General features: G+C 68.5%; 22 protein-coding genes and 1 pseudogene. 13 read left to right on the top strand and 10 right to left on the bottom strand.

The annotated features are described in order from the left end of the window. Positions 1 to 29 precede the first annotated feature (29 nt). Genes OG804_RS21345 through OG804_RS21335 form a run of 3 tightly spaced genes read left to right on the top strand, consistent with a single transcriptional unit; the run spans position 30 to position 2168 of the window. On the top strand, positions 30 to 1088 hold the full coding sequence (locus OG804_RS21345; RefSeq protein WP_328398583.1) for a beta-ketoacyl-ACP synthase 3: 1059 nt from the start codon (positions 30 to 32) through the stop codon (positions 1086 to 1088). Position 1089: 1 nt separating this feature from the next. Next, positions 1090 to 1851, top strand: a complete 762-nt coding sequence (locus OG804_RS21340; protein WP_328389184.1) for a lysoplasmalogenase — start codon at positions 1090 to 1092, stop codon at positions 1849 to 1851. Then, the gene (locus OG804_RS21335; protein WP_328389182.1) at positions 1848 to 2168 is read left to right on the top strand and encodes a DUF4190 domain-containing protein; all 321 of its coding nucleotides are present in this window, start codon (positions 1848 to 1850) and stop codon (positions 2166 to 2168) included. The genes OG804_RS21340 and OG804_RS21335 overlap by 4 nt, the downstream gene beginning before the upstream one ends. A gap of 53 nt (positions 2169 to 2221) precedes the next feature. Here the strand turns inward: OG804_RS21335 and OG804_RS21330 are convergent, their stop codons facing one another. After that, positions 2222 to 2914 (bottom strand): TrmH family RNA methyltransferase, encoded by a 693-nt coding sequence (locus OG804_RS21330; protein WP_328398581.1) that lies wholly within the window; start codon positions 2912 to 2914, stop codon positions 2222 to 2224. Positions 2915 to 3311: 397 nt separating this feature from the next. Between OG804_RS21330 and OG804_RS21325 the strand changes: the two genes are divergently transcribed. Continuing rightward, entirely contained in the window at positions 3312 to 4502 is a 1191-nt protein-coding gene (locus OG804_RS21325) for a glycoside hydrolase family 76 protein (protein WP_328389180.1), read from the top strand. Between the two features lie 99 nt (positions 4503 to 4601). Here the strand turns inward: OG804_RS21325 and OG804_RS21320 are convergent. Next, positions 4602 to 5240 (bottom strand): annotated as a pseudogene (locus OG804_RS21320) (DedA family protein); the annotation flags it as partial. Between the two features lie 30 nt (positions 5241 to 5270). After that, positions 5271 to 6014 carry a DedA family protein gene (locus OG804_RS21315; protein WP_442941896.1) on the bottom strand — a complete coding sequence of 248 codons (744 nt, stop codon included), beginning with the start codon at positions 6012 to 6014 and terminating at the stop codon, positions 5271 to 5273. A gap of 210 nt (positions 6015 to 6224) precedes the next feature. On the opposite strand from OG804_RS21315, the gene fbaA reads away from it, so the two are divergent. Both fbaA and OG804_RS21305 read left to right on the top strand, forming a co-directional pair. Then, complete coding sequence (gene fbaA / locus OG804_RS21310; RefSeq protein WP_328389178.1) at positions 6225 to 7259, top strand: class II fructose-bisphosphate aldolase; 1035 nt, start codon at positions 6225 to 6227, stop codon at positions 7257 to 7259. A gap of 24 nt (positions 7260 to 7283) precedes the next feature. Further along, a complete protein-coding gene (locus OG804_RS21305) occupies positions 7284 to 8399 on the top strand; it encodes a BTAD domain-containing putative transcriptional regulator (RefSeq protein ID WP_328389176.1) in 1116 nt (371 codons plus the stop codon). A 12-nt stretch (positions 8400 to 8411) separates the two neighbouring features. Here OG804_RS21305 and OG804_RS21300 read toward each other — a convergent pair whose 3' ends face one another. Continuing rightward, entirely contained in the window at positions 8412 to 9701 is a 1290-nt protein-coding gene (locus OG804_RS21300; RefSeq protein ID WP_328389174.1) for an adenylosuccinate synthase, read from the bottom strand. Between the two features lie 202 nt (positions 9702 to 9903). Here OG804_RS21300 and OG804_RS21295 point away from each other — a divergent pair, with 202 nt between their 5' ends. Together OG804_RS21295 and OG804_RS21290 are read left to right on the top strand one after the other, a co-directional pair. Continuing rightward, entirely contained in the window at positions 9904 to 10563 is a 660-nt protein-coding gene (locus OG804_RS21295) for a hypothetical protein (protein WP_328389172.1), read from the top strand. After that, positions 10560 to 11333 carry a site-2 protease family protein gene (locus tag OG804_RS21290; protein WP_328389170.1) on the top strand — a complete coding sequence of 258 codons (774 nt, stop codon included), beginning with the start codon at positions 10560 to 10562 and terminating at the stop codon, positions 11331 to 11333. Before OG804_RS21295 ends, OG804_RS21290 begins: the two co-directional genes overlap by 4 nt. 344 nt (positions 11334 to 11677) lie before the next feature. On the opposite strand, the gene OG804_RS21285 is transcribed toward OG804_RS21290, so the two are convergent. Next, a complete protein-coding gene (locus OG804_RS21285) occupies positions 11678 to 12805 on the bottom strand; it encodes an FUSC family protein (RefSeq protein ID WP_328389168.1) in 1128 nt (375 codons plus the stop codon). A 35-nt stretch (positions 12806 to 12840) separates the two neighbouring features. Next, the gene (locus OG804_RS21280; protein ID WP_328389166.1) at positions 12841 to 13284 is read right to left on the bottom strand and encodes a DUF3151 domain-containing protein; all 444 of its coding nucleotides are present in this window, start codon (positions 13282 to 13284) and stop codon (positions 12841 to 12843) included. Between the two features lie 85 nt (positions 13285 to 13369). Here OG804_RS21280 and OG804_RS21275 point away from each other — a divergent pair, with 85 nt between their 5' ends. The 4 genes from OG804_RS21275 (at position 13370) to OG804_RS21260 (ending at position 19234) form a co-directional block, all read left to right on the top strand. Further along, positions 13370 to 15592, top strand: a complete 2223-nt coding sequence (locus OG804_RS21275; protein WP_328389164.1) for an Rv0361 family membrane protein — start codon at positions 13370 to 13372, stop codon at positions 15590 to 15592. Between the two features lie 208 nt (positions 15593 to 15800). Next, positions 15801 to 16097 (top strand): excalibur calcium-binding domain-containing protein, encoded by a 297-nt coding sequence (locus OG804_RS21270; RefSeq protein WP_328389162.1) that lies wholly within the window; start codon positions 15801 to 15803, stop codon positions 16095 to 16097. An 87-nt stretch (positions 16098 to 16184) separates the two neighbouring features. Next, positions 16185 to 18785 (top strand): LuxR C-terminal-related transcriptional regulator, encoded by a 2601-nt coding sequence (locus OG804_RS21265; protein WP_328389160.1) that lies wholly within the window; start codon positions 16185 to 16187, stop codon positions 18783 to 18785. Between the two features lie 158 nt (positions 18786 to 18943). After that, positions 18944 to 19234 carry a hypothetical protein gene (locus OG804_RS21260; RefSeq protein WP_328389159.1) on the top strand — a complete coding sequence of 97 codons (291 nt, stop codon included), beginning with the start codon at positions 18944 to 18946 and terminating at the stop codon, positions 19232 to 19234. Positions 19235 to 19311: 77 nt separating this feature from the next. On the opposite strand, the gene OG804_RS21255 is transcribed toward OG804_RS21260, so the two are convergent. Then, on the bottom strand, positions 19312 to 19521 hold the full coding sequence (locus tag OG804_RS21255) for a hypothetical protein (protein ID WP_328389157.1): 210 nt from the start codon (positions 19519 to 19521) through the stop codon (positions 19312 to 19314). Positions 19522 to 19582: 61 nt separating this feature from the next. Between OG804_RS21255 and yczR the strand changes: the two genes are divergently transcribed. Continuing rightward, complete coding sequence (gene yczR, locus OG804_RS21250; protein WP_328389155.1) at positions 19583 to 21085, top strand: MocR-like transcription factor YczR; 1503 nt, start codon at positions 19583 to 19585, stop codon at positions 21083 to 21085. 13 nt (positions 21086 to 21098) lie between these two features. Here yczR and OG804_RS21245 read toward each other — a convergent pair whose 3' ends face one another. The 3 genes from OG804_RS21245 to fgd form a co-directional block, all read right to left on the bottom strand. Continuing rightward, positions 21099 to 22298: an acetate kinase gene (locus OG804_RS21245; RefSeq protein WP_328389153.1), complete on the bottom strand. Its 1200-nt coding sequence runs from the start codon at positions 22296 to 22298 to the stop codon at positions 21099 to 21101. A 32-nt stretch (positions 22299 to 22330) separates the two neighbouring features. Then, positions 22331 to 24403 carry a phosphate acetyltransferase gene (gene pta / locus OG804_RS21240; protein WP_328389151.1) on the bottom strand — a complete coding sequence of 691 codons (2073 nt, stop codon included), beginning with the start codon at positions 24401 to 24403 and terminating at the stop codon, positions 22331 to 22333. A 450-nt stretch (positions 24404 to 24853) separates the two neighbouring features. Then, positions 24854 to 25864, bottom strand: coding sequence for a glucose-6-phosphate dehydrogenase (coenzyme-F420) (fgd, locus tag OG804_RS21235; protein ID WP_328389149.1), 1011 nt, complete (start codon positions 25862 to 25864; stop codon positions 24854 to 24856). Positions 25865 to 26044: the final 180 nt, after the last annotated feature.

Raw genomic sequence — 26044 nt, 5'->3', positions numbered from 1 at the left:
AGTACTGCAAGTGAAGGGTCGTGAATGTCGTGGTGAGCATTGCCGGCAAAAAGGGGCACGACAACGTCGCAATGCTCGGCATCGGCGCCTACCGGCCGCGGCGTGTGGTCAGCAATGACGAGGTGTGCCAGGTCCTGGATTCCTCCGATGAATGGATCTTCGAACGCAGCGGTATCCGCAACCGGCGCTGGATCAGCGGCGACGAAACGCTGCGGTCCATCTCGGTGGCGGCGGCTCGGCGCGCCCTGCGTAACAGCGGTGTGGATCCGGCGCGGATCGGCGCCCTCATCCTGGCGACCTCCAGCTGGCCCATGCTCACCCCCCACGGCGCCCCGATCGTCGCCAGTGATCTGGGTATGAACGGTATCCCGGCGTTCGACCTGACCTCCGGATGCGGCGGTTTCGGCTACGGACTCGGCGTCGCCACCGATATGATCCGCGCCGGTTCCGCCGACTACGTGCTGCTCATCGGCGCCGAGACCATGACCATCGGTATCGACCCCACCGATCGCGGCACCGCGTTCATCTTCGGTGACGGCGCGGGTGCGGTGGTGATCGGACCGAGCGAGGAGAACGGTATCTCGCCGACGGTCTGGGGCAGTGACGGCGAGAACGCCGAGGCGATCAAACAGGACATCAATTTCATCGACTACATGCAGCGCGCCCAGGATCTACAGGGCACCGACCCGGCTGTGGAACCGGTGGGCCGGATGGCCCTGCGCATGGAAGGCCCCCGGGTCTTCCGCTGGGCCGCGGTCACCCTGCCCCGCGCGCTGTCCACCGCCCTGGATGTGGCGGGAGTGTCCAAGGACGATATCGAGGTCTTCATCCCTCATCAGGCCAATGCCCGGATCAATGAGCTGATGAAGAAGAACCTGGGTCTGGCCGACGAGATCCCGATGGCAGGCGATATCGAGAACACCGGCAATACCTCCGCCGCGTCGATACCGCTGGCCATGGAGGAAATGCTGGCCACCGGCAAGGCCAAGGGCGGCCAGCTGGCGCTGCTGCTGGGCTTCGGCGCCGGGCTCAGCTATGCGGGTCAGGTGGTCATCCTGCCGCCCGCGCCCGACGAGTCGAGTCTCTGAGATGCGTCCGCTGCGCGCCGGTTACCTGGCCGCGACGGCGGTGACCGTGGTGGGTGCGCTCAGCGGCCGCGAGCGACTGCAGTGGGTGTCCAAACCGCTGATGATGCCGCTGCTCGCCGCGGATGTCGCGACCAGCGGCGCCGATATCGCACCGGCCGACCGGACGCTGTTGCTGAGTTCGCTGGGCGCCGCCACTGTCGGAGATGTGCTGCTCATCGCTCCGGACGACGACCGCCGGCTCATTGCCGGGGCCTCGTCGTTCGCCGTGATGCAGACCGGATACGCGCTGCTGTGGCGGCGGTACGGGGCACGTCCGTCGCTCGCCGTCGCGCTGCCGCGAGTGCTGGCCTGGATAGGCGCCGGCGCCCTGTTGCGTGCCAAGGCGCCGGAACTGGCCGCGCCGCTGAGCGCCTACGGCGCGACTCTGGGCGCCGCGGCGGTGCTGGCCTCCGATCCGGCGCTGGCCTCGGACGCGGACAACGTTGTGGGACTGAATATTCCGAATGCGGATCCACGCAGCCGGCTCGGCGTGGGCGCTCTGCTGTTCACCGTGTCGGACGGGCTCATCGTGTTGCGGCGGTTGTTCGCGCGCGGTGATCGGCCCCGCCGGGTGATCGAAGGGGTGATCCTGGCGACCTACGGCGCCGCCCAGTTCCTGCTGGCCGATCCGGCAGTTCATACGCGGGGACATTCCGGTGGGCCCGGGGCCGAACGTATTTCCGCTGGTGACTCTTCGGCGGCGGCGGATACCATCCACGGATGAGCTATCCGCCGCCCGCGTACGGCTATTACCCGTACGGTCCGCCGCCGCCGGACCACCCGCAGGCGACCACGGTGCTGATCCTGGGCATCCTCGGAATGATGTTCTGCCAGTTCTGCGCACCGTTCGCGTGGGTGATGGGCCGGAGAGCGCTCAACGACATCGATGCCTCCGGCGGCACCATCGGTGGTCGTAGCAATGTGATGGTGGGTTATGTGCTCGGGATCGTCGGTTCGGCGCTGCTGATCCTGGCGGTACTCGCGGTCGTCGTCTATATCGTCGTCGTGGTGGTGGCAGTCGGAGCCGGCGCCGGTTCCTGATCAGCCCGCACGATCGCGCTCCGGCGCGGTGCCCGCTGCGGGCGCGGCGGCGCTCACCAGGCCGTGGTCAGATCCGCGTGCTGCCGGACCCAGGCGTGCATGGCGATACCCGCCGCCACCCCCGCGTTGATACTGCGGGTGGATCCGAATTGAGCGATGGACACCGTGAGGACGGCGGCGTCGCGTGCGCTCTCGGTGACGCCCGGCCCCTCCTGGCCGAACAGCAGCAGGCAACGCCGGGGCAGCCGTACCGTTTCCAGCGGTACCGACCCCGGCACATTGTCGACCGCGACCACGCTCAGGTCCTCGGCGCGGGCGAATTCCAGCAGCGCGTCGATATCCGCGTGGTGCGCGATGTGCTGGTAGCGGTCGGTGACCATGGCGCCGCGGCGATTCCAGCGGCGGCGGCCGACGATATGGACCGCGTCGGCGGCGAAGGCGTTGGCGGTGCGCACCACCGTGCCGATATTCGCGTCGTGCCCGAAGTTCTCGATGGCGACGTGGAACGGATGCCGACGCCGATCGATATCGGCCACGATCGCTTCCCGGGTCCAGTAGCGGTACGCGTCCACCACATTCCGGCGGTCCCCCGCGGCGAGCAGCGCCGGGTCGAGCCGATCGTCCTCCGGCGGTGGACCGTCGTGTTCGACGTCCCATGGGCCGACGCCGTGCGGACTTTCACCCCATTCGGTGGGACCGGACCCGGTTTCCTCCCGGTCGTCCGTGGCCGAGTCGTACCGGGCGATAGGCGCGGAGCCCGGCGTATTCGTAGCGGCGCCCCCGGGGGTCTTTCCCGAGGGCTGGGCTGGGTTCGCGTCGGCCGGTGGTGCTGGGTTCGTCACGGCACGATCGTAGTGTGGGCGGGCGGGACCGCACCGGCTCGGTCTGGTCCGTTCGAAATGCGTTGCGCGAACGCAGGTTTACCGGCTGGCGCGGCACAGCGCCCCGCTCAGGGCCGCTCGGGGCTGATGCCGATAACCAGATGTTAACCCCACTTGACAGCCCGGGGGGCTCGCTTCGTAGGCCTGGCCGGGAGCAATTCTGCGAGGTCCGGAAGGAATCCGTGGAAAGTCGCACGGTTCCGCGTCGACTCGATAACAATTGAGCGGCGGAAAAGACGATTCGCCTGGCACTATGGGTTTTATGACCCCGCCCAGCGACGATCTCGACGTGCCCCGGCGCCCGGGCGGGCGACAGCGCAGGCCGCTGGGCGACCCCGCGTCGCTCTGGTCCGAACGCGCGGACCGGGCCGAAGCCGCGATCCTGTCGCGTCATCTGAGACCGGTCTGGCTATTGCCCGGTACCGCGCTCGGCGTGGTCGGCTGGCCCTCGATCCGGCGCGAGCGATTCTTCCTGACCTGGCACTACTGGTGGCAGGCCCATCTCATCGACTGCGCCGTCGACGCCGCGAACCGGGCGCCGACCATCGAACGCCGCAAACGGGTCGCCGGTCTGGTCCGTTCGCATCGGCTGCGCAATCTCAGCGGCTGGACCAACCGCTACTACGACGATATGGCCTGGCTGGCCATCGCCCTGGAGCGTGCCGCCCGCATCCACGACAACGGAAAAGCCGTCGGCGCCCTGGGGCCGCTGGAACAGAAGCTGTACACAGCATGGAACCCCGACGTCGGCGGCGGTATCCCCTGGCGGGTCGGGGCGGATTTCTACAATGCGCCGGCCAACGGTCCCGCCGGTATCGCACTGGCCCGGCTCGGCCGGTACGAGCGGGCGGCCGATATGGCCGACTGGATCGATGCCACCCTGCGTGATCCGGAGACCGGCCTGATCTTCGACGGTATCCATCTCCCCGCCGGTGACCTGGAACGTCCGATCTACAGCTACTGCCAGGGTGTCGTGCTGGGCTTGGAGACCGAACTCGCGGTGCACACCGGCGATCCCGGCCACCTGGATCGGGTGCACCGCCTGCTGGACGCTGTGGAAGACCAGCTGACCACCGAGGCGGTGGTGCGCGGCGGGTCCGGCGGTGACGGCGGACTGTTCAACGGAATCCTCATCCGCTATCTCGCGCAGGTCGCGCTCATGCTGCCCGGTGAAGAGCACGAGCAGGTCGCCGACCGGCGCACGGCCGCTCGGATCGTCAAGGAATCGGCGGCCGCGGCGTGGCGGAACCGGCTCGATGTCGAGGGCGAACCGCTGTTCGGCCACGACTGGTCGGTATCGGCTCAGCTGCCCAGCGGTAGCAGGGGCGCCGGCGGGCTCACCACGAACGGCGCGGTGAGCTCGTCGAAAGTGCCCGAACGTGACCTATCGGTACAACTGTCGGGTTGGATGCTCATGGAAGCCGCCCATATGGTCACCGCGGCCGGACTGTAGATCGCATCGTTCCCGGCCGTTGCCGAGATGCCGTCCCGGCTCATGGGCGGCTCGCCGGAGTCCGGGCAGCGGCATCGTATCGGCGTCGGCGGCGGGCGCCGAATCCAGATCGAAATCCTCTTCCGGCTGTGCCATCTCGTGCCGGTACTGCCGGATACCGATGATCGTGCCCACGATCAGGCAGAACACCAGCGACCCGATCACAATGGGCATCAGCCAGGAGATCCGCTGGATGAAGCCGCCCGCGTAGTACCCCATCAGCAGCAGTACCGGAGCCCAGATGATCGCCCCCAGGGTACTGGCGGCGGTGTAGCGGCGGTGATCCATCTCGGCGGCTCCGGCCACCATCGGGCAGAGGGTGCGCACCCACGGAATCCATCGGGCGATCAGTACCGCCGCGAACCCGTGCCGTTGCAGCAGATCGGCCACGCGCGTCAGATTTCGGGTGTTGATATAGCGCCCGTTCTGCCGGGCGACGATCTTGTGCCCGGTACGTCGCCCGACCATGTAACCGACTTGGTTGCCGGCGACGGCGGCGACCATGGCGCCCACCGCGAGCAGCCACACCTGGGTTTCGCCGGTGGCGTGCGAGGCCATCACGACTCCCGCTGTGAGCAGCATCGAATCGCCGGGCAGGAACAGTCCGAGAATGAAGGCGCATTCCAGGAAGACGAAGGTCAGCACCACTGTCCAGACGAGCGCCGGCCCGGCGGAGATCAGGGGTTCGAAGCTGCCCATCGCATGGGGCAGGGCCTGGACGGTCACCACTTACCGTACGGAAGTCTCGTTAGTGCCGACCCTGCCGTTGTTGGGCACCGCAGGGAGGGGCATGGTGCTGGTGACCTGCCCGTGCGTATCGACGGCCGGAAGCTCCGCGGTGGAGGCCAGAGCGCCGTTCCCGGCGGGCTCCGCGACCGCTTTGCGGCCGAGCAGCCGCTTCGCGATCGCGGAGATCCCCGGCAGGATCGAGATGAACACGATGAGCAGGAAGATCGCCTCGACGTGGTCGCGGATGAACGCCACATTGCCCAGGAAGTATCCGAGGATCGTCACACCGCCGCCCCAGGCGATCGCGCCGACGATATCGAAGGCGACGTAACGCTGGTAGCTCATCTTGGAAACCCCGGCGAGAACCGGCATGAAAGTACGGACGATCGGGACGAATCGGGCCAAGATGATCGTCTTGGGGCCGTGCTTCTCGAAGAATTCGTGTGTTTCGGTGATGTAGCTCTTCTTGAAGAAGCGGGTGTCCTCCTTGTGGAAGAGCGCCGGACCGAGGGCCCGGCCGATCCAGTATCCGCACTGGTCACCGGCGAAAGCGATGAACGCGACGGCCGGGAGGAGAACCCAGATCGATACCGGCGGGTTGGGCTGCGCCGCCAGCAGGCCGCCGGTGAACAGCAGCGAATCGCCGGGCAACAGGGGGAACAGCAGGCCGGTCTCGATGAAGACGATCACCAGGATGGCCGGTAGCACCGCGTTCTTCAGCCAGGTCTCGGTCAACAGGTGCATCGGGTCGAGCAGTTCGGTCAGAGCCAGATTGCTCGTCACCGCGTCGGTAGCTGCCAGCGCAATCACCCGGCCCACAGTACCGGTTACATCGGCGTCCGCAGGGTGCGGCGGCGCAAACAATCCCCTTATACCGGATGAAACCTGCCTGCCTTAGGGTATGTGCAGAAACAGACAATCCCACTTCTGCCGCACAACACGGAGGTCTTCACAGTGCCGATCGCGACTCCGGAGGTCTACGCCGAGATGCTCGGTCAGGCCAAGGCGAACTCTTTTGCCTTCCCGGCCATCAACTGCACATCGTCGGAGACGATCAACGCGGCGATCAAGGGGTTCGCCGAGGCCGGCAGTGACGGGATCATCCAGTTCTCCACCGGCGGCGCGGAGTTCGGTTCCGGCCAGGGTGTGAAGGATATGGTGACCGGGTCCGTCGCGCTGGCCGAGTTCGCGCACGTGGTGGCTGCGAAGTACGACGTCACCATCGCGCTGCACACCGACCACTGCCCCAAGGACAAACTCGACGGGTTCGTCCGCCCGCTGCTGGCCATCTCGCAGGAGCGGGTGAACGCGGGACAGAATCCGCTGTTCCAGTCGCATATGTGGGACGGTTCGGCTGTTCCGATCGACGAGAACCTGTCGATCGCGCAGGATCTGCTCGCCGCCGCCAGCTCCGCCAAGATCATCCTCGAGGTCGAGATCGGAGTCGTCGGCGGCGAAGAAGACGGTGTCGAGGCCGAGATCAACGACAAGCTCTACACCTCGCCCGCCGATTTCGAGAAGACCATCGACGCGCTCGGCGCCGGCGAGAAGGGCAAGTACCTGCTCGCCGCGACGTTCGGCAATGTGCACGGTGTGTACAAGCCGGGCAATGTGGTGCTCAAGCCCGAGGTGCTGGCCGAAGGGCAGCGGGTGGCCGCGGCCAAGTTGGCCCTGGCCAATGACGCGCAGCCGTTCGACTTCGTGTTCCACGGTGGTTCGGGCTCGCTGAAGTCGGAGATCGAGGATTCGCTGCGCTACGGCGTGGTGAAGATGAACGTCGACACCGACACCCAGTACGCGTTCACCCGCCCGATCGCCGCCCATATGTTCAGCAATTACGACGGTGTGCTCAAGATCGACGGCGAGGTCGGCAACAAGAAGGCCTACGATCCGCGCAGCTACCTGAAGAAGGCCGAGCTGTCGATGGCCCAGCGGGTGCTGCAGGCGTGTGCGGACCTGAAGTCCGCAGGGCGCTCCATCAGTGCCTGACCTGTTCCCGAGACCCGCAGCCAGATGACCCTCGATCTCCGTGTGCTGGGGCCCGTGCGATTACTGGTCGGTGATGAGCCGGTGCCGGTCGGCGGGCCCAAACCCCGGGCGCTGCTGGCCGCGCTCGCGGTGAACCGGCGCCGGGCGGTGGCCTCGTCCACCCTGGCCGATATGGTCTGGAACGAGGAGCCGCCCGACGCCTACGCGGCCAGCCTCCAGGTTTTCGTTTCCAATATCCGTAAGGCGCTGCGTAATTCGGGCGTCGACCCGGCCGGTGTGCTGCGCACCGAGTCGTCGGGCTATCGGCTCGAGATCGCCGACGACGCGTGTGATCTCGGCCGGTTCGAGGCCGCCCGGGACGCGGGTAGCCGGGCCACCGCCGCGGGCGATCACGCGTCCGCCTCCCGGCTGTTCTCCACCGCGCTGCGCGAATGGAACGGCCGGGCACTGTCGGACCTGGCGGGACTCGGATTCGCGGACGGTTTCGCCACCGCGATGGAAGAGGAACGCCTGCTGGCGGTCTCGGCGCGTTTCGACGCGGAGATCGCCTGCGGACGTTCCGTCGCGGTGATCGGGGAACTGGTCGCGCTGACCAACGAGCATCCGCTCCGGGAGCCGCTGTGGGGGCAGCTCATCACCGCGCTCTACCTCTGCGAACGGCACGCCGACGCGCTGGAGGCGTGCCGGCGGGTGCGCGCGGTGCTGGCCGAGGAACTCGGTATCGACCCCGGTCCCGCACTGGTCGAGCTGGAACGGCGGGTGCTGCGGCAGGAACCGCTCAGCACCGTCGAATTGAAGAGTGTGGAGCGGATGGCCGCGGCGATGACCGATACGGTCACCGAGGTACCGCGCACCGTGCGCAGCGGGCAGCTGCGGCTACCGGACGGGCGGACGGTGCTGGTCGCCCACGGCGGTTTCCGGATCGGCCGGATGACCGACAACGATCTGATCCTCGACGATCCGAAGGCCAGCCGCTATCACGCCCAGATCAAGCTGGGCCGGGCCGGGCTCCTGATCGAGGACCTGGATTCGGCGAACGGGGTCTTCGTCAACGAACAGCCCATCGATACCGCGCTGCTGGCCGACGGCGATTCGATCCGGATCGGCGGCACGGTGCTGGGGTTCCAAGCGGTCCGCTGAACTGCCCGGCGCTCAGCCGAGGACGTCGTGGCGGACGATGGTCTCGTCGCGACCCGGGCCCACCCCGATACAGGAGATCCGGGCGCCCGAGAGCTCTTCCAGCCGCCGCACATAGGCCTGGGCGTTGGCGGGCAACTCCGCGAAGGTGCGTGCGCCGGAGATGTCCTCCCACCAGCCGGGCATCTCCTCGTAGATCGGTTTGGCGTGATGGAACCCGGTCTGTGTGGTCGGCATCTGCTCGACTCGTTCGCCGTCGACCTCGTAGGCCACGCAGATCGGCACCCGGTCCAGGCTGGACAGCACATCGAGCTTGGTGAGGAAGTAGTCGGTGATCCCGTTGACCCGGGTGGCGTAGCGGGCGATCACCGCGTCGAACCAGCCGCAGCGCCGGGCCCGGCCGGTGGTGACCCCGACCTCCCCGCCGGTCTTGGCCAGATACGCGCCCGATTCGTCGAACAGCTCGGTCGGGAACGGGCCGGAGCCGACGCGGGTCGTGTAGCACTTGAGGATGCCGAGCACGGTGCCGATCTGGTTGGGTCCGATACCCGCGCCCACCGCGGCGCCTCCCGCGGTGGGGTTCGACGAGGTGACGTAGGGGTAGGTGCCGTGATCGACGTCGAGCAGGGTGCCCTGTGACCCTTCCAGCAAGACGGTTTCGCCGCGCTCGAGCGCCAGGTTCAGTTCCAGCCGGGTATCGCTGATGCGGTGCCTGAACCGCTCGGCCTTCGTCAGCACCTCTTCCACCACCTGCTGCGGCTCCAGCGCGCGCCGGTTGTAGATCTTCACCAGCACCTGATTCTTGAACTCGAGTGCGGCCTCCACCTTCTGGGTGAGGATCTTCTCGTCCAGTACGTCCGCGACGCGCACGCCCACCCGAGCGACCTTGTCCTGGTAGCAGGGGCCGATACCGCGACCGGTCGTGCCGATCTTGTTGTTGCCGAGGAACCGCTCGGTGACCTTATCGATGGCCACGTGGTACGGCATGATCAGATGCGCGTCCGCGGAGAGCAGCAGACCGGAGGTGTCCACAGCGCGATCCTCGAGCCCGGCGAGCTCGTCCAGCAGGACACCCGGGTCGACGACCACGCCGTTGCCGATGACGTTCTTGACGCCGGGGGTCAGGATGCCCGAAGGGATGAGGTGCAGCGCGAAGTTGTCGCCGTTGGGCAGCACCACGGTATGGCCGGCATTGTTACCGCCCTGGTACCGCACTACCCACTGCACGCGGCCGCCGAGTAGATCGGTGGCTTTGCCCTTGCCCTCGTCACCCCACTGGGCGCCGATGAGGACGATTGCCGGCATGGTCGTGTCTCCTACGGTTCGACGCGCAGCACGCACCTCGTGCTGCAGCTACCTGCCGTAATGAGGAGGAAGCCGGGAGCACAGTCTAGCCGAGCCCGCGTGGCGGCCCGGGAACGGTCGCCGTGCCCGGGCCGTTGCGCGGGTCGTCACGGGCCACCCTTTACACTCGTGGGTGACCGGTCCGAGGGAGGGTGTTGGGCGTTTGAGTACCCAGGTTCTCCGCTGTGCCGACACACCGGTACCCATCGCGCTCGCCGCGCTGTCCACCACGCAGACCGAGACGATTCCGGACTCCGCCCTGATCGACGAGATCCTGCCGGTGCTGGCCGCCGACAGCCTGCCGCGCCTGATCGTGCTCGGCGGTGACGCGGCGTTGGCCGCGGTACTCACCCACTTGATGCGGACCGAACGGTTGCATGTGGAGGTGGGCTATGTGCCGTTGGACGACACCTATGCGGCGCGGGCCTATGAGCTCGGCACCGGCAATGCCGCGGCCAAACGCGCGATAGGGGGCGCCGCCGAACAGGTGCCGCTGGTGCGCGACGACACCGGGACCGTGCTGGTGGGCCGAGCCAAGATCACCGGTCCGGACGGCGCCCATCTCACCGGTGAGGCCTATGTGGACGACACCCGGTTGTTCTCGGGATCGGTCCGGGCGATGTTCGTGACCCCGACTCTGGAACTACCGGGGGTCCGGGCGAGTATTCCGCGCCGGTTCCGCCGCCGTCGCTGGACCGCCGGACGGGCCGCCCAGCTCGGCACCCCGGGAGCGGTCGTCAACCGCGACGGTGTGCAGAGCGATCGGACGGTGCCGCGGTCGACTTTCTACAGACATCACGAACCCTGGCTGCTGGTCCGTTGAGCATCTCCTCGTTACGCCGCGGCGCCGTGCGGCCCAGCCCGGTCTTCCTGCTCGTGGTGGCGCTCGCGGTGGTCGGCGGGGTGCTGGCCTGGAGCGCGGAGCTGGATTCGGTCCGGGCCAAGGCCGGGGTCTTCATCCTGGTGGTCTTCGGCTGGGTGGTCAGCCTCTGCCTGCACGAGTTCGCCCACGCCTATATCGCCTGGCGGGCCGGGGACCGCGAGGTCGAGTTGCGCGGGTACCTGACCCTGAATCCCCTCAAATACAGCCATCCGCTGCTGTCGATCGTGCTGCCCATGGTGTTCATCGCGCTCGGTGGAATCGGGCTGCCGGGTGGCGCCGTCTACGTGCACGCCCATCAGGTGCCCGCCCGGACACAGCGGTTGATCAGTGTCGCGGGCCCGGCCGTCAATGCGGTCTGCGCGGTGGTGCTGTTGCTGGTCGTGCGCTTGTTCGGCAGTTCGCAGGAGCATCCGGCCTTCTGGTTCGGTCTGAGTTTCCTGGCGTTCCTCCAGGTGACGGCGACGGTGCTGAATTTGCTGCCGATCCCCGGCCTGGACGGGTACGGGGTGGTGGAACCGTCGCTGAGTTACCAGACCCGGCGGGGTCTCGAGCAGTTCAAACCGTTCGGGATGCTGATCCTGTTCGCCTTGCTGTTCACGCCGACGATCAACCAGGTGTTCTTCGATGCCGTGTACGCCCTCTACGACCTGTCCGGGGTATCGGAGCAGTGGTCACGCTACGGCGGGTATCTGACCAGGTTCTGGGCGTAGCAGCTCGGGTTGTCCGAGAGGGCCCGCCCGGCGCGGCGCCGGCCGGACGGGCCCGGATTCCCCGCCCGGGCCGGCGTCCGGGTATCCGAAACTTTCGGCGCTGACGCGCCGTCCGTCGGCGACGCGGCGCACGGGAGGGGTCCCACCGAACCGGCGGTAGGCCGGTTCGGTCATGTTTCACATTAGTGGAGTCCGGGCGTGAGAGCACGAGTAGTCGGCTACTCGAATATCGGCGATCGCCGTGGGATGGATCCGTCCCGCCTCGCATCCGCGTATTCCGGGATGTCCGGCAACCCGGTAGCGAACAATTGCCGCACCAGAGTGGAGAAGTGACGGGGAAATGCTCACTTCTGCGGCATCACATAGGGATTGGGAACGGTCGGCGGCAGCAGGGCCAGCGCGGACACCCGCTGCACTCCGCATACCTGCATCAGATCTACCAGCGTGGATCGGATCTGCGCGAAAACCACCAGCGACGACAGACCGGCCCCCGCAACCAGGTCCGGTCGCGCCTGTTTCGCCACCGACCGCAACACCCGGGCGGCCTCGGCGCGGTCGGGTTGTTCGCCCGGATCGGTGAGCACCATGCGCCGGACCACATCGACCGCCGCGGCCAACTGCTCCACCTCGTCGATCAGGCCGGGATTGAGGATCTCGTCATCGCGCACCAGGGTCAGCGAACGGCGCAGCAGGACCCGTGTGTTGCGGACCGCATTGTCCAGCGGATCCGCCGCGGCGCGCAATCGCTCCAGGCGCCCCCGCGAATTCCAGTACATCGGCGATATCCGGCTCACCTCCCGGCCGCCCTCGAGGGTTTTGCGCAGCGAATCCAACTGCTGCTGGGTAGCGCGGACCGCGGTGAGCGCGGCATGAACCTTGCCCGGGTCCTGCTCCAGCAGGCCGTGCGCGCCTTCGGTGAGCGATTTCGCCATCACGCCCAGGATGGCGGCGGCCTGCTCCCGGGCCCGGCGTACCGGATGCAACGGAACCGCGGCGACCACCACGACCCCGACCAGGCCCCCGATCAGCGCGTCGACCATCCGGGACGGGCCGGCGCCGGTGTCCGGCGGCATCAGGGTGGCGACCAGCACGGCCGAGCCGGAGGCCTGGATCCCGATGACGGGTCCGCCGTCGAGGAAGACCGCCAGCGCCATCGCCACGGCCACCACCAGGGCGATCTGCCAGACCCCGGTACCCACCTGCGAGATGAACAGGTCGCCGACGCCGATGCCGACCGCGACCCCGACCACCAATTCCAGGGAACGTCGCAGCCGTGCCCCGAACGCCGTGCCGATCGAGACCACCGCGGCGGTCGGCGCGAAGAACGGCAGCGCGTGGCCGACGATGTCCTTGGCCAGGAACCAAGCCAGTGCCGCGGCGAGCGAACACTGCAGAATCGGGACTGCCGAGAGGCGCAGACGTTTCCAGGATCGCCGAATCCGTTCGGTGCTCCTGGTCCGGGCTCTGCCCACCCGTGAATTCGGGTCGATCAACGCAGCGGGGTCGTTCAGCCCAGACCGAGTTCGCCGGCCGCCCGCGGATCGCAGTCCTCGAGCAGATCCAGGCAGCGCGCGTATTCGTCGGATTCCCCGACTGCCTTGGCCGCCCTGGCCAGTGCCCCGACACTGCGCAGGAAGCCGCGGTTGGGTTCGTGCTCCCAGGGGACCGGGCCGAATCCCTTCCAGCCGTTCCGGCGCAGCAGATCCAATCCGCGGTGGTATCCGGTGCGGGCGAACGCGTACGCGGCGACGACATCGTGGTTGACCGGTTCCGCGGCTGCCTCGGCACGCTCCAGCGCGGCCTCGGCCAGGGCCGCCCAGGCGATCGAGGCGGCCGGGTTGTCGGCCGCCACCCGCACTGGATCGGTGCCGGCGTCGAGCGCGTCTTCCGCCGCGTGCAGTTCAGGAAGGAGTACGGGTTGCGGGCCGAGCAGATCACCGAACGAGGTCATGGGCTTCATTGTGCACGGCTCTGGGAATGCTCGATAGGCTGGCCATCTACGTCACAATTCTGTTCGCCAGCAACGAGGGGTATAGGTGTCGCACCCGACCGACGACAAGAAACCGATCGGCTCCGAATCCGACTCCGGCGCGCCCGCCGGGGAAGCGCCGGATACGACCGATACCGGATCGCGGCTGTCGCGGGCAGCGGACGCGGTGACCTCCGGGATCCGCCGGGCGACCGGGCGTGATGCCGCGCCGGAGCAGGAGCAGTCGGGCGAAGATACCGGTCCGGCGGAGGAGAGCAACGCACCGACCGAGGCGCTGCCCCGCGCGTCGGCCGGGAAGTCCTCGGGTGGCGAGGGAGCGGACGGTGCGGACGCAACCGAGGCTCTCGAGGTCGTGCCCGCCGACGGCGCCGCGGCGACCGAAGCCATCCGGGCCGGGTCGGTGTCCGACGCGGGCGAGTCCGTGACCCCGGCCGCCGGCGTGCTGGGCGGATCCGCGGCCGCCGCGACGACCGACAGCGGCGACGACGCGGCGCGCGAATCCACCGGGAAGCCGGGTGAACCGGCGGAGGCGGGCGAGGACCAGGCTTCCGAAATCGACGGCGATTCCGCCGCGAGCCAGGCCGGGGAGGCCGAGGCCGGTGAGAACAGGTCCGCGGATGAGAAGCCCGCGGATGACGCCGTGGTCGATGGGCGGGCCTCGACCGCGGACGACGATTCGAATACGGAGGCGGCCTCGGTGGCCGGCGCCGAATCCGCCGCCACCGCGCAGGCCACGCCGGTCGGGGCCGATTCTCCGGAACAGCCCGCCGGAGACGATACGGCGGACGACGGATCAGCGGCGGCGCGCAATATTTCCGGGGCTCCGGCCGCCGGGGATCAACCCGATGACACCGTCTCAGCAGCAGGATCCGCCGAGCAGCAGACAACAGACCCTGCTCAGGACTCCGCCGACAGCATCGACGATACCGAGGCCGCGACAGAACCGGGCGAGGGCGGAAAGGACGCGGCCGTCGCCATCGGGGCCGCCTCCGCAGCGGCCGCGGAGGCGGGCGCAGACCCCGCGGACGGCGACGCGGTGGCAGCCGACGACACCACAGAGGGTGGCGAAACGGACGGCGACACCACAGCGGAAAACGGTGGGGCGAAGGCCGAGACGGTAGCCGAGGGATCGGCAGGCGAGGCGGCCGACGGGAAATCGGCAGCCGAGAATGCCGAGGCCGCCGGCGAGCCCGAGGACGAAGGCGTTTCCGACAGTGCGGGAACCTCCGACGGTGATCCGGCGCCGGCCTCCGGTGCGACGGACGGTGACGACCCGGCTGCCGACGAGAGCGCCGCCGAAGCGCAGGAACCGGCGGCGACCGGGACCGAGGCCGAAACGGTGGTGATTCCGCGGCAGCGGCCGGACGAGGCGCGGACCGTCGCCATGCCGGCGCAGCGACCCGACGCCGACGCCACCGAGCGCATCGATATGAATCAGGTGCGCAAAGCGGGTGGTCGTCCGGGAACGAAACCGTCGGGTGGCGCACCGGGGCCGGCCCGGACCGATCGCGTCGGGCCGGGAGCCCCCGGATTGTCCAAACCGCCGAGCACCCCGCGTCCGCAGTCGGGGCCGAAACGGCCGGGCCCGCAGACGCCGAACCGTCCCGACCAGCCCGCGCCGCAGCGACCCGGCGGTCCCCCGCCCGGACAACGGCCGGGCGCAGGATCCGGGCGGCCGCAATCGGGTCCGCAGCGTACCGGTGGCGCGCCGTCGCCGGCCGATATCAAACCGACCGTCGCCGAACAACGGATCGCGCAGCCGGCGCCGTTCGCCGCGCCTGCTCAGATCGCGCAGCCGCAACGGGTGGCGCCCGCTCCCGCGCCGCCGGGGTCCGGGGGAAACCGCAAATGGTTGCTCGCGGCGGGCGCCGCCGCCGTGGCCGTGATCGCGCTGATCGCGATCGTGGTGGGCTTCGGTTCGGGCGACAATTCCCCGCAGGCGCGGATCCGTACCGCGATCGGTGATTACACCGGCGCGCTGGAGAGCGGGGATCTGTCCGCGCTGCGCACCGCGACCTGCGGTGGCCTGCACGATTACTACCAGGGTCTGTCCGCGGAGCAGTTCGGCGCCGTGCACCAGCAGGCTGTTGCCGAGGGCAGTATTCCGGAGGTCACCAGCGTCGACGTGGTCCAGATCACCGACAAGACGGCTGTCGCGCAGGTCAGTGTGCAGTCCGACGCGGACCCGGAGCAGACCGCCCGAACCTTCGACCTGCGGGAAACCGATGACGGTTGGAAGGTGTGCGACCCGCCGTCGGGCACTCCGTAACCACCGCTGCGGCACAGGTTTCCAAGTCGGCGGCCGACCTTCGGGTCGGCCGCCGATTTCGTTCTGCTCCCGAAATCGTCGAATGCCGGTGTCATCTATCCGTTTCGGGTGGACGCGACCGATGTTCGACGCGGCGAAACAAGGGTCTTTCGCTTTCCCGAAGTCCGCGTGAGGATAGAGGAACCACTTCGCTCCTGGGACTTTCGATATGCGAACTCGAAGAACGCCGGTCCGACTCGTACTCGCCGGATGCGTGTTGACCCTGCTCGCCGCGGCCCCGGCGGCCGCCGATCCGCAGCGGTCACCCAACCGGGTCGACGATTCCCATCCGCTGCCGGCCGACCGCGCGGATTCCGTGCCCGAAGAAGACGACCAGCCCTACTACATCGATTGCAGCCATGTGCGCCGGGAGACCGATACCCCGCTGTTCGGCGGCCAACCGGGCTATTCGAGGCAGCTCGACGCGGATGGCGACGGTCTGGCCTGCGAGGTCGGCGAATTCTGATCCCGGGGAGCCGCCGCGGCGGTCGGTTCCGTTGCCGACGTGCGGAGTTCGCGGTTCCGCCGGGTGATGCGGGCTTACAGTAGACCCATGGCTCGGAACTGGCCGATGATCGAACGGGCGACCGAGTTCGAAGCGATTCGCGCGACACTCACCGGCCCCGAGCATGCGGGCGCGGTCCTGATCGGCGAGCCGGGGGTCGGGAAGACGACACTGGCCCGCCGGGTCGCGACGGCGGTCGGCGGGAACATCCGCTGGGTCGCGGGAACCGAATCGGCGCGCAGTATTCCGCTCGGGGTATTCGCGCACCTCGTGGGTGTGTACACCGCGCACGATCCGGTGACCTTCATGGCGGCGGCACGGGAGGCGCTGCTCGACGGTGGTCCGACGATCATCGGGGTGGACGACGCGCACCTGCTGGATCAGCTCTCGGCGACCCTGCTCTTGCAACTGGCCACCGACCGGGCCGCGCGGATCGTCGCGACCGTCCGGGACGGAGTGCCGGTTCCGGACGCGGTGACAACACTGTGGAAGGACGGTCATCTACTGCGAATCCACCTCGCGCCGTTCACCCAGCGGCAGAGTGTGGCGCTGGTGGAATCCATGCTGGGCGGGCAGCTGGAGGGATTCACCGCTGATCTCATGTGGGAATCCTCGGGTGGGAACGCGTTGTTCCTGCGACATCTGGTGGAGGGCGCGACCCAGGCCGGGTCGCTTCGGCAGGTGAACGGTGTGTGGCAGCTGCGCGGGCGGGCCGTGGTCACCTCGGAATTGGCGGCGCTGCTGGAGGACCGGGTCGAACAGCTGCCCGAATCAGTGCTGCGGGTGCTGGAGCTGCTCACCTTCTGTGAACCGGTCGACCTGGAGGTGATGGCCGAACTCGCCGGTGAAGAGGCGGTGGAGGCGGCGGAGAACGGGGGCATGATCCGGGTGGTGGAGGACGGCGCCCATCTGGTGGTCCGGTACAACCATCCGCTGTTCGGCGAGGTCATCCGGCGTCGTCTCGGGATCGCGACCTCACGCCGATTACGCGGCCGGCTGTACTCCGCGCTCGAACGGCGCCGCATCAATTCGGCGGCCGACCGGATCCGGCTCGCCGAACTCGCCCTGGACAGCGATAAATCCGCCGATCTGGAGCTCTTCGAATCGGCCGCCGAGGACGCGATCGGACTGGCCAATCTGCCGTTGGGGGAACGGTTCGCGCGGGCGGCGGTGGAACACCGGGGCGGTGTGGAGGCCGCCGATCTGCTGGCTCGCGCGCTGCTGTGGCAGGGGCATCGGATCGAAGCCGAACGGACACTGGCCAGTTTCGACCCGGCCGAACTCGACGCGGTTCAGCTGGCCCGCTGGGGCAGTACCCGGGTTTCGAATCTGCTGTGGGCGATGGGCGACGCCGACCGTGCCGATGAGGTGCTGGCACTGGTTCGCGCCCGGATCACCCAACCGAAGATAGCGCTCATCGGGACGGGCCTCGCCTCGGCGTGCGCGGTCAGCGAGAATCGCCTCGCCGACGCCCTCGCCGCGGCGGGGGAGGTGATGGCCGCGGCGGACGCGCCACCGTGGGCCGTGTGGTGGGCGTCGTTCGGCGGTGGGCTCGCGGCCGCGCTGATGGGCCGGGCGCGGGACGCGCGGGACTACGCGGAGCGGGGGCACCGGGTGGAACCACATATCGACGGCCTGAACCGGTTCATGTCGACCCACGCCGAGGTGTTGGCGCTGATCCTCACCGGAGAGCTGGCCGGTGCCGCCCGGTGCGCCACTGAGTACTTCGGTTATTCGGCCCCGGGACAGTACCTCGCGTGGGGGATGTCGAAGATCCTGCAGGGCACCGTCGAGGTGGCGCGCGGCCGGTTCGGCGCCGGTATCGACAACCTCGAACAGGCATTGGCCGCGCTCACCGCCGAGGGCGCCGCGGCCTGGATGTTTCCCGCCCGGATCCGGCTGGCCGAAGCCTATTCCGCGCTCGGTCGCACGGCCGCCGCCGCGGAGGTGATCGCCGACGCCGACGCGCGCGGCGGCCGGCACAGCGCGGTCTACGAACCCCAGCTCGAGATCGCCCGGGCCTGTCTGGCCGCGGCGGAGGGCACGGTCAGTACGGCCGTCGAGCTGTCCCTGCGGGCCGCGGATGCCGCCGCGCGCGCGGATCAGCACGCCATCGAGGCCCTGGCGCTGCACACCGCGACCCGGTTCGGTTCGGGCGCGGTGGCTCAGCGGCTGGTCGATCTGGCCGACCACGTCGACGGACCGCTGGTCCGGATCCAGGCGCGGCACGCGGTCGCGCTGGCGCAGCACGACGGTCCGGGTCTGGACGAAGCGGCCGCCGATTTCGAACACCTCGGCGCACTCCTGTCCGCCGCCGACGCCGCGGCCCAGGCGGCTACCGCGCACGACCGGGTGGGGCACCGGCGCCGCCTGCTGGAATCGGCCGCGCACGCCGATCGTCTGGCTGCCGCATGCGGGGGAGCGGCCACCCCTGCTCTGCGTTCGGCCGCCCAGCCGTTGCCGCTCACCGTCCGGGAGCGCGAGATCGCGAACCTGGTCGCCGCCGGCCTCACGAACCGGCAGATCGCCGACCGCCTGACCGTCTCGATCCGGACAGTGGAGGGCCACCTCTACCGGGCGTGTACGAAACTGGACGTGACCGATCGTGAATCTCTGGCGGCCCTGCTGCGCGGAGAATCGTCGAGCTGACGAACCGTCGGTATACCCGGCTGCCTGCGGCGATTCGCGTCGGCGCGGGCGCGGGCCGCGATCGGTGGAGAGCTGCCGCGAACCGTCCGGTACCCATCGGCGGCGGTATCGGTTAGGCTGGCCGCTCGTCGAACACCCCGGGGGACGTGGAGGTGCGCATGGTTACGAGGTCCGCTACTCGATTCGCCGCCCTGGTGGGCCTGTGCACCGGAACCCTGCTGCTCGGAGCCTGTTCGGACAACGAAGGCACCGCCGTGCCCGCCCCTGTCGCCCCGGTTGCCGTGTCGTCGCAGCCGGAGAGCCCTCAGCAACGCAACCTGCGGATCCGCGACCAACTCGATGAGCTGGGTTGCGATACAAATTCCTGTATCCAGACCTATTTCGCGTGCGAAGACGGACTGCTGTCCGGGGAGGCGTGCGACTACTACCGGGCCCACCCGCTGAAATGAGTACAGACCGGTCCAGTTGTTCAACTGGACCGGTCAGCGAGCGCGGTTCACGCTACCCGGTTCCGGTTCGTGCGGGATCACGCCGCGTCCCGCTCCCGGTACGACCGCACGGCGTCCAGATCGCGGTACCTACGTTCCATGTCGTACCGCGCGACGGAGTCCTCGGTCACCGAACCGAGGGGTCGGTACCGTTCCAATAGTTCGGGTATCCGCGTCTCGTGCACGGCGTATTCATAGGCGAAGAAGCTGAAGGTCCCCACTCCCACGAGTGCTGCAAAGAGTGTCATGTCTCAAGCATGCGATAACTGGACTTGCCGAGAAAGAGCCAATCCGCCGATACTGGACCTTATGGCAATACGAGTAATCGGTTCCACGGGCTTGGCTCGCGATCTGGGGCGCTGGCGTAACGCGGACGGTGCGGCCGAAGGCGCCGCCCGGAAGTCGGCCCGCCCCGCCTACCTCGCGCTGGCCGAGGGGATCCGGCTGCTGATCCACGACGGCCGCGCCCCGCTCGGGATCGCCCTGCCCAGCGAACGCGATCTGGCCGCCACCCTCGGTGTCAGCCGGACCACGGTGACCTCCACCTATGCGCTGCTGCGCGAGCACGGCTACCTGATCACCCGCCAGGGTTCGCGCAGTACCGTGGCCCTGCCGCCGGCCGTCGCGCACGACGGCAGCCGCGCGGCCCGCGGCATCCTGGCCACCATGTCCACCGGCGCCGCGCCGGCCGTGGACCTGACTTATGCGGCGATGACGGCTCCACCCGAGATGGAAGACGCCTATGCGATCGCCCTACAAGGCATTCCGTCGTATCTGAGCACCCACGGTATGGACCCTGTCGGCATCCAGCCGCTGCGCGAAGCGCTCGCCCGCCGCTACACCGAACGCGGGCTTGCGACCAGTGCCGACCAGATCCTGGTGACCCTCGGCGCCCAGCACGGGCTCCGGCTGCTGCTGAACGTGCTGGCCCCTGCGGCCGGCCGGGTTCTCATCGACCATCCCACCTATCCCAACGCGATCGAGGCGATCCGCGATGTGGGCGCGCGCCCGGTTCCGGTTCCGCTGCGCCTGGAGGACCCGGAGGCCGCCTGGGATCTCGACGGGCTGCGCAGTGCCGCCCGGCAGACCGCCGCCTCGCTGGCCTACCTGGTGCCCGACCACAACAATCCCACCGGGTTCCTCATGGACGACGCGGCTCGTGCCGAACTGGCCGCCATCGCCCGCGACACCCGGATGCTGCTGATCATCGACGAATCCATGGCGGACCTGTCCCTCGGCGAGGCGCCGCCGGTCGCGCCGGTCGCGGCATTCGCGAAGGGCGCCGAGGTGGTCACCATCGGGTCGGCGTCCAAATCCTTCTGGGGTGGTCTGCGTGTCGGCTGGATCCGGACCTCGGAATCATTGATCACCCGACTGCTCGGGATCCGCGCCACCGTGGACCTGGGCACGCCGGTGATGGACCAACTCGCGGCGGTCCACCTGCTCGAGCACGCCGGCCCCATCCTCGACCGCCGGCGCGCACAACTGCGCAGCCAGCGGGCGGCGCTGCTGGAGGCGATGGCCGACGAATTGCCCGGGTGGTACGCGCTTCCCGGTGTCGGCGGTATGTCGGTATGGGCCCAACTGCCCGCTCCCGTGTCCACCGCGCTGGCGGCCACGGCGCCCAATCACGGTGTGCTGTTGGCGGCGGGGCCGCGCTTCGGCGTCCAGGGCGCGTTCGAACGATTCCTGCGCCTGCCCTACACCAGCCCCGAACCCGATCTGCGGCGCGCGGTGACGGCGATAGCGACGGCCTACGCGACACTCGGGCCGCAGTCCGGCGAGCTGCTCCAGCCCCTCACTTGCTACTGAGCGAACCCGCGGATCAGACCGTCGCGGTGACGGCGGCCGCGGCGCGCGCGATGGCCAGCTCCTCGTTCGTCGGGACGACCAGAACCTCGACCTCGGCGTCCAGCGGAGAGATCCGGCGCGCGGAGCGGTCTTTCGCGGTATTGCGGTCCGGATCGACCGCGATCCCGAACCGGGACAGTCCGGCGAGGGCGTCGGCGCGGACATCGGGGTTGTTCTCGCCCACACCCGCCGTGAAGGTGATCGCGTCGACGCCGCCCAGTTCGATCAGATAGGCCCCGAGATAGCGCCGGAGGCGGTGCACATAGACGTCGTAGGCCAATCGGGCGTTGTCGTCGCCCTCACCGATGAGCCGCCGCAGTTCCCGGAAATCGTTCACCCCGGCCATCCCGCGCAGGCCGGAACCGCGATTGAGTAGACGATCGACACCGTTGACGTCCAAATGTGCGGTGCGCATGAGGTGAAGGATGATCCCGGGGTCCAGATCGCCGGAGCGGGTGCCCATGACCAGGCCCTCCAGCGGTGTCAGGCCCATACTCGTGTCCACCGGCCGCCCGCCGCGCAGCGCCGACACCGAAGCCCCGTTGCCCAGATGGAACACGATCTGATTCAACGATCCGGCCGGGCGGCCGAGGAATTCGGCGACACGGCCGGAGACGTACTCGTGCGAGGTGCCGTGGAATCCGTAACGGCGGATACCGTGCGTTTCGGCGACTTTGGCGTCGATCGCGTAGGTCTTCGCGGCATCCGGCAGACCATGGAAGAACGCGGTATCGAACACCGCGACCTGCGGGACATTCGGCAACAGAGTGCACACCGCCTCGATACCCCGGACGTTCGCCGGATTGTGCAGCGGCGCCAGCGCGGACAGATCCTCGATGGCGGCCAGCACTCCGGCGTCGACCAGGGTCGGCCGGTAGAACACCTCACCGCCGTGCACGACCCGATGCCCGACCGCGGTCACCCCCGCGGCGGTCAGATCGTGGCCGGTCTCCGCGAATTTCGCGAACGCCAGGCGCAGCCCCGCCGTGTGGTCGGGAATCGAGACCTGCTCGGAGACGGTCCGCCCATCGGTGCGGTGTTCGATCGCGCCGCCGGCCTCGCCGATCCGCTCCACCAGCCCGGCCGCCTCGACCGCGCCCGAAGCCGGATCCACCAGTTGATATTTGATCGAGGACGAGCCGGAATTGACCACCAGCACCAGGTTGCCGTCCATCGCCGTCTCCTCATCGCCGGACCGCGCCGCGGTCACTGCTCCTGTGCCTGAATCGCGGTGATGGCCACCGTATTCACGATATCGGTGACCAGCGCGCCGCGGGACAGGTCGTTGACCGGTTTGCGCAACCCCTGCAGGACCGGTCCGATCGCGACGGCGCCCGCGCTGCGCTGCACCGCCTTGTAGGTGTTGTTGCCGGTATTGAGGTCGGGGAAGATGAAAACCGTGGCTCGGCCCGCCACCGCGGAGCCGGGCAGTTTGGCGTCGGCGACGGTCGGTTCGATGGCCGCGTCGTATTGGATCGGGCCCTCGACCAGCAGCTCCGGAGCCCGCTCCCGGACCAAACCGGTCGCCACCCGCACCTTGTCCACATCCGCGCCGCTGCCGGATTCGCCGGTCGAATAGGAGAGCATGGCCACGCGCGCGTCGATCCCGAATCGCGTCGCGGTCGCCGCCGAGGAGACGGCGATATCGGCGAGCTGCTCGGAGCTCGGGTCCGGGACCACGGCACAGTCGCCGTAGGCCAGCACGCGGTCGGCCAGGCACATCAGGAACACACTCGACACCGTCGAGACCCCGTCCACCGTCTTGATGATCTCGAACGAGGGCCGGATGGTGTGCGCCGTGGTGTGCGCGGCACCGGACACCATGCCGTCGGCGATCCCGCGATGCACCATCATGGTGCCGAAATACGAGATATCGGTGACCGTTTCCCGCGCCCGCTCCACCGTCATCCCCTTGTGCGCCCGCAGTTCGGCGTATTCGCGGGCGAAATCGTCGAGATACTCGGAGGTCCGGGGGTCGAGCACCCGCGCTTCGGCGATATCCACTCCGAGTTCCGCGGCCCGGGCCCGGATCGCGGTCTCGTCACCGAGAATGATCAGGGCCGCTATCTTGCGCTGCAACACCCGGCCGGCAGCGCGCAGCACCCGATCGTCGTCGCCTTCGGGCAACACGATCGTCTTGGGGTCGGCCCGGGCGCGTTCGATGAGCTGATATTCGAACATCTGCGGGGTCACCACGCTGGTCATCGGCACCTCCAGCCGGCGCAGGAAATCCGCGGCATCCACATGGGTCTCCATCAGCGCCAACGCGGTATCCACCTTGCGCGGATTGTGCGCGGACAACCGGCCGCGGGTGCGGTGCGCGACCCCGGCGGTGTCGTAGGTGCCCAGACCGGTGGTCAGAATGGGTAATCGCGGTCGCAAGCCGGTGATGAGCCGGGCGACGGCGGGATGCGGGAGCAGTCCACCGTTCATGATGATCCCGGCCAGCGACGGAAAACTCTCCGCCTCATGGGCGTTGACGACACTCAGCAGCACATCGGAACGATCGCCCGGCGCGATCACCACGGCGCCGTCGTAGAGGCGCTCCAGAATGTGTTCGGCGGTCATCCCGCCGACCATCACGCCCAGCGCCTCCCGATCCAGCAGTTCGGGGTCGCCGCTGTATATCTCGCCGTCGAGCGCGTCACACAGCTCCGCCATCGTGGGCGCGATGAGCAGGGGAACCTCGGGCAGACTCCACGAGGGCACGCCGAAAGGAGCGAGACGTTCCCGGACCGACTCGAGTTCGCCGGGCGCGCAGCGGTTGGCGATGATCGCCGCGAGTTGCGCGTGCTCGGCAGCCAACTCGGCCGCGCACAATTCCACCAGCTGCTCGATCTCGCCCGGCGACCGCTGCGCCCCCCGCACCACCAGCAGCACCGGCGCCCCCAGATTCACCGCGATCCGCGCATTGAACCGCAGCTCGCTGGGACTGGCCACATCGGTGTAATCGCTGCCGACGACCACCACCGCGTCACACAGGGCAGCCACCTGGTGGTACCGCATGACGATCTCGGAGATCGCGGCATCCGGATCGGCGTGCACCTGCTCGTAGCCGACCCCTACAGCCTGCTGGTATTCGATATCGACGGTGCTGTGCTCGAGCAACAGTTCGAGAATGTAATCGGGTTCGGTCGCCGAACGAGTGATCGGCCGGAACACCCCCACCCGCGCGGTGGTCGCGCACAGCATCTGCAGAACGCCGAGCGCCACGGTCGACTTACCGGTATCGCCTTCGGGCGATGCGATGTACACACTGGACGCAGCAACCTCGGCCATGGGCAAAGCCTAGCCACCTTTACTGCGTAACACCGACGGCCCACCCGGTGTGCGCAACTGTCGATCGGACTGTGAACACGGTCCGGGGTGGGGTTGCTCGCGGAGCGTGGGGCTCACCCACAACGTTGGTCTGCCCGCGAAGGCCAGAGGTGGGGTTGCTCGTGAAGGTCTGTGTTTTTGGCGCCGCCTGCGGCGTCGCGGGTTGCGGCCCCAGAGGGCCCGCTGTTCAGCGCCCGAGACTCGCGCCTGCGGCGCATGCGCTTCGGGCACTGAACAGCGGGCGGGGCCGCAACCTTCGAGGGCCTCGCTGGACTCGGCGCAGGGTGGGTGCGGTGGTTCGCTGAGCAGACCGTGGGCTGCAGACCGTGGGCTGCAGACTGTGTGCTGCAGACCGTGCGCCGGTCCGACCGCCGACGACTTTTCCCGCACCCTCCGTCGCCTCGCCCTGTCCTACCCCAGTTTCCGCAGCCGCGGCGCGAGGTCGCGCTGGAACAGGTCCAGGAAGCGCTTCTGGTCGTGTCCGGGTGCGTGGAACACCAGGTGGTTCAGGCCCGCGTCGACGTAGGGCTGCACCAGTTCGACCGCCTGGTCCGGGTCGCTGGCCACGATCCAGCGTTTGGCGATCTGCTCGATCGGCAGGGCGTCGGCCGCCTCTTCCATTTCGATCGGGTCGGTGATGCTGTGCTTCTGCTCCGCGGTCAGCGACAGCGGTGCCCAGAAGCGGGTGTTCTCCAGGGCGAGGTCGGGATCGGTGTCGTAGGAGATCTTGATTTCGATCATCCGATCGATCGTGCTGATCTCGCGGTCCACCTTCGCCGCACCCTCGGCGACCGCCGGCATCAGTTTCTCGGTGTAGAGATCCATGCCCTTGCCGGAGGTGCAGATGAATCCGTCGCCCGCCCGGCCCGCGTACCGGGCTACGACCGGGCCGCCGGCCGCGACGTACACCGGGATTCCGCCTTCGGGAACGTCGTAGATCGAGGCGCCGACCGTTTTGTAGTAGGTGCCGTCGAAATCGGTCCGCGCGCCGGTCCACAGTGCCCGCATCAGATCCACCGATTCCCGCAGCCGCGCGAACCGCTCTTTGAACTCCGGCCATTCTCCGGAATAGCCGGTGGCGATCTCGTTCAACGCCTCGCCGGTGCCCACTCCCAGCATCACCCGGCCCGGGTAGAGGCAGCCCAGTGTCGCGAAGGCCTGCGCGATCACCGCGGGGTTGTACCGGAAGGTCGGGGTGAGTACCGAGGTGCCGAGCATGATCCGCTCGGTGCGCTCACCCGCGGCCGCCAGCCAGGCCAGTGAGAACGGCGCGTGGCCGCCTTTGTGCCGCCACGGCTGGAAATGGTCACTGACCGTAGCGCTGTCGAGGCCGTGTTCTTCGACCAGTACCGCCAGCTCAACCAGCTCACGGGGTCCGAATTGTTCCGCCGACGCCTTGTACCCGAGCTTCAGCTCACCCATTTTCGCCCACTCCTGTCGCGTTGTGGTCGGACCGTTTCCGGCCCGGATTCGACCCTAATAGGCGCAGTTGGGCGCGGCCCACCCGCGGCCGGAACGAGGGGGCGTGGACACGGCCGGCGCCCTGCGTGGCGGCTCCGGAATCGGCTCACGTTCCCGGCTCCGGGCGCGGCATACCCAACG

Origin of the sequence: Nocardia sp. NBC_00416, from assembly GCF_036032445.1 — a bacterium.
Lineage (GTDB): Bacteria > Actinomycetota > Actinomycetes > Mycobacteriales > Mycobacteriaceae > Nocardia.
The sequence above is the reverse complement of the archived record's forward strand: the minus strand, read 5'-3'. Positions and strand labels throughout refer to the sequence as shown.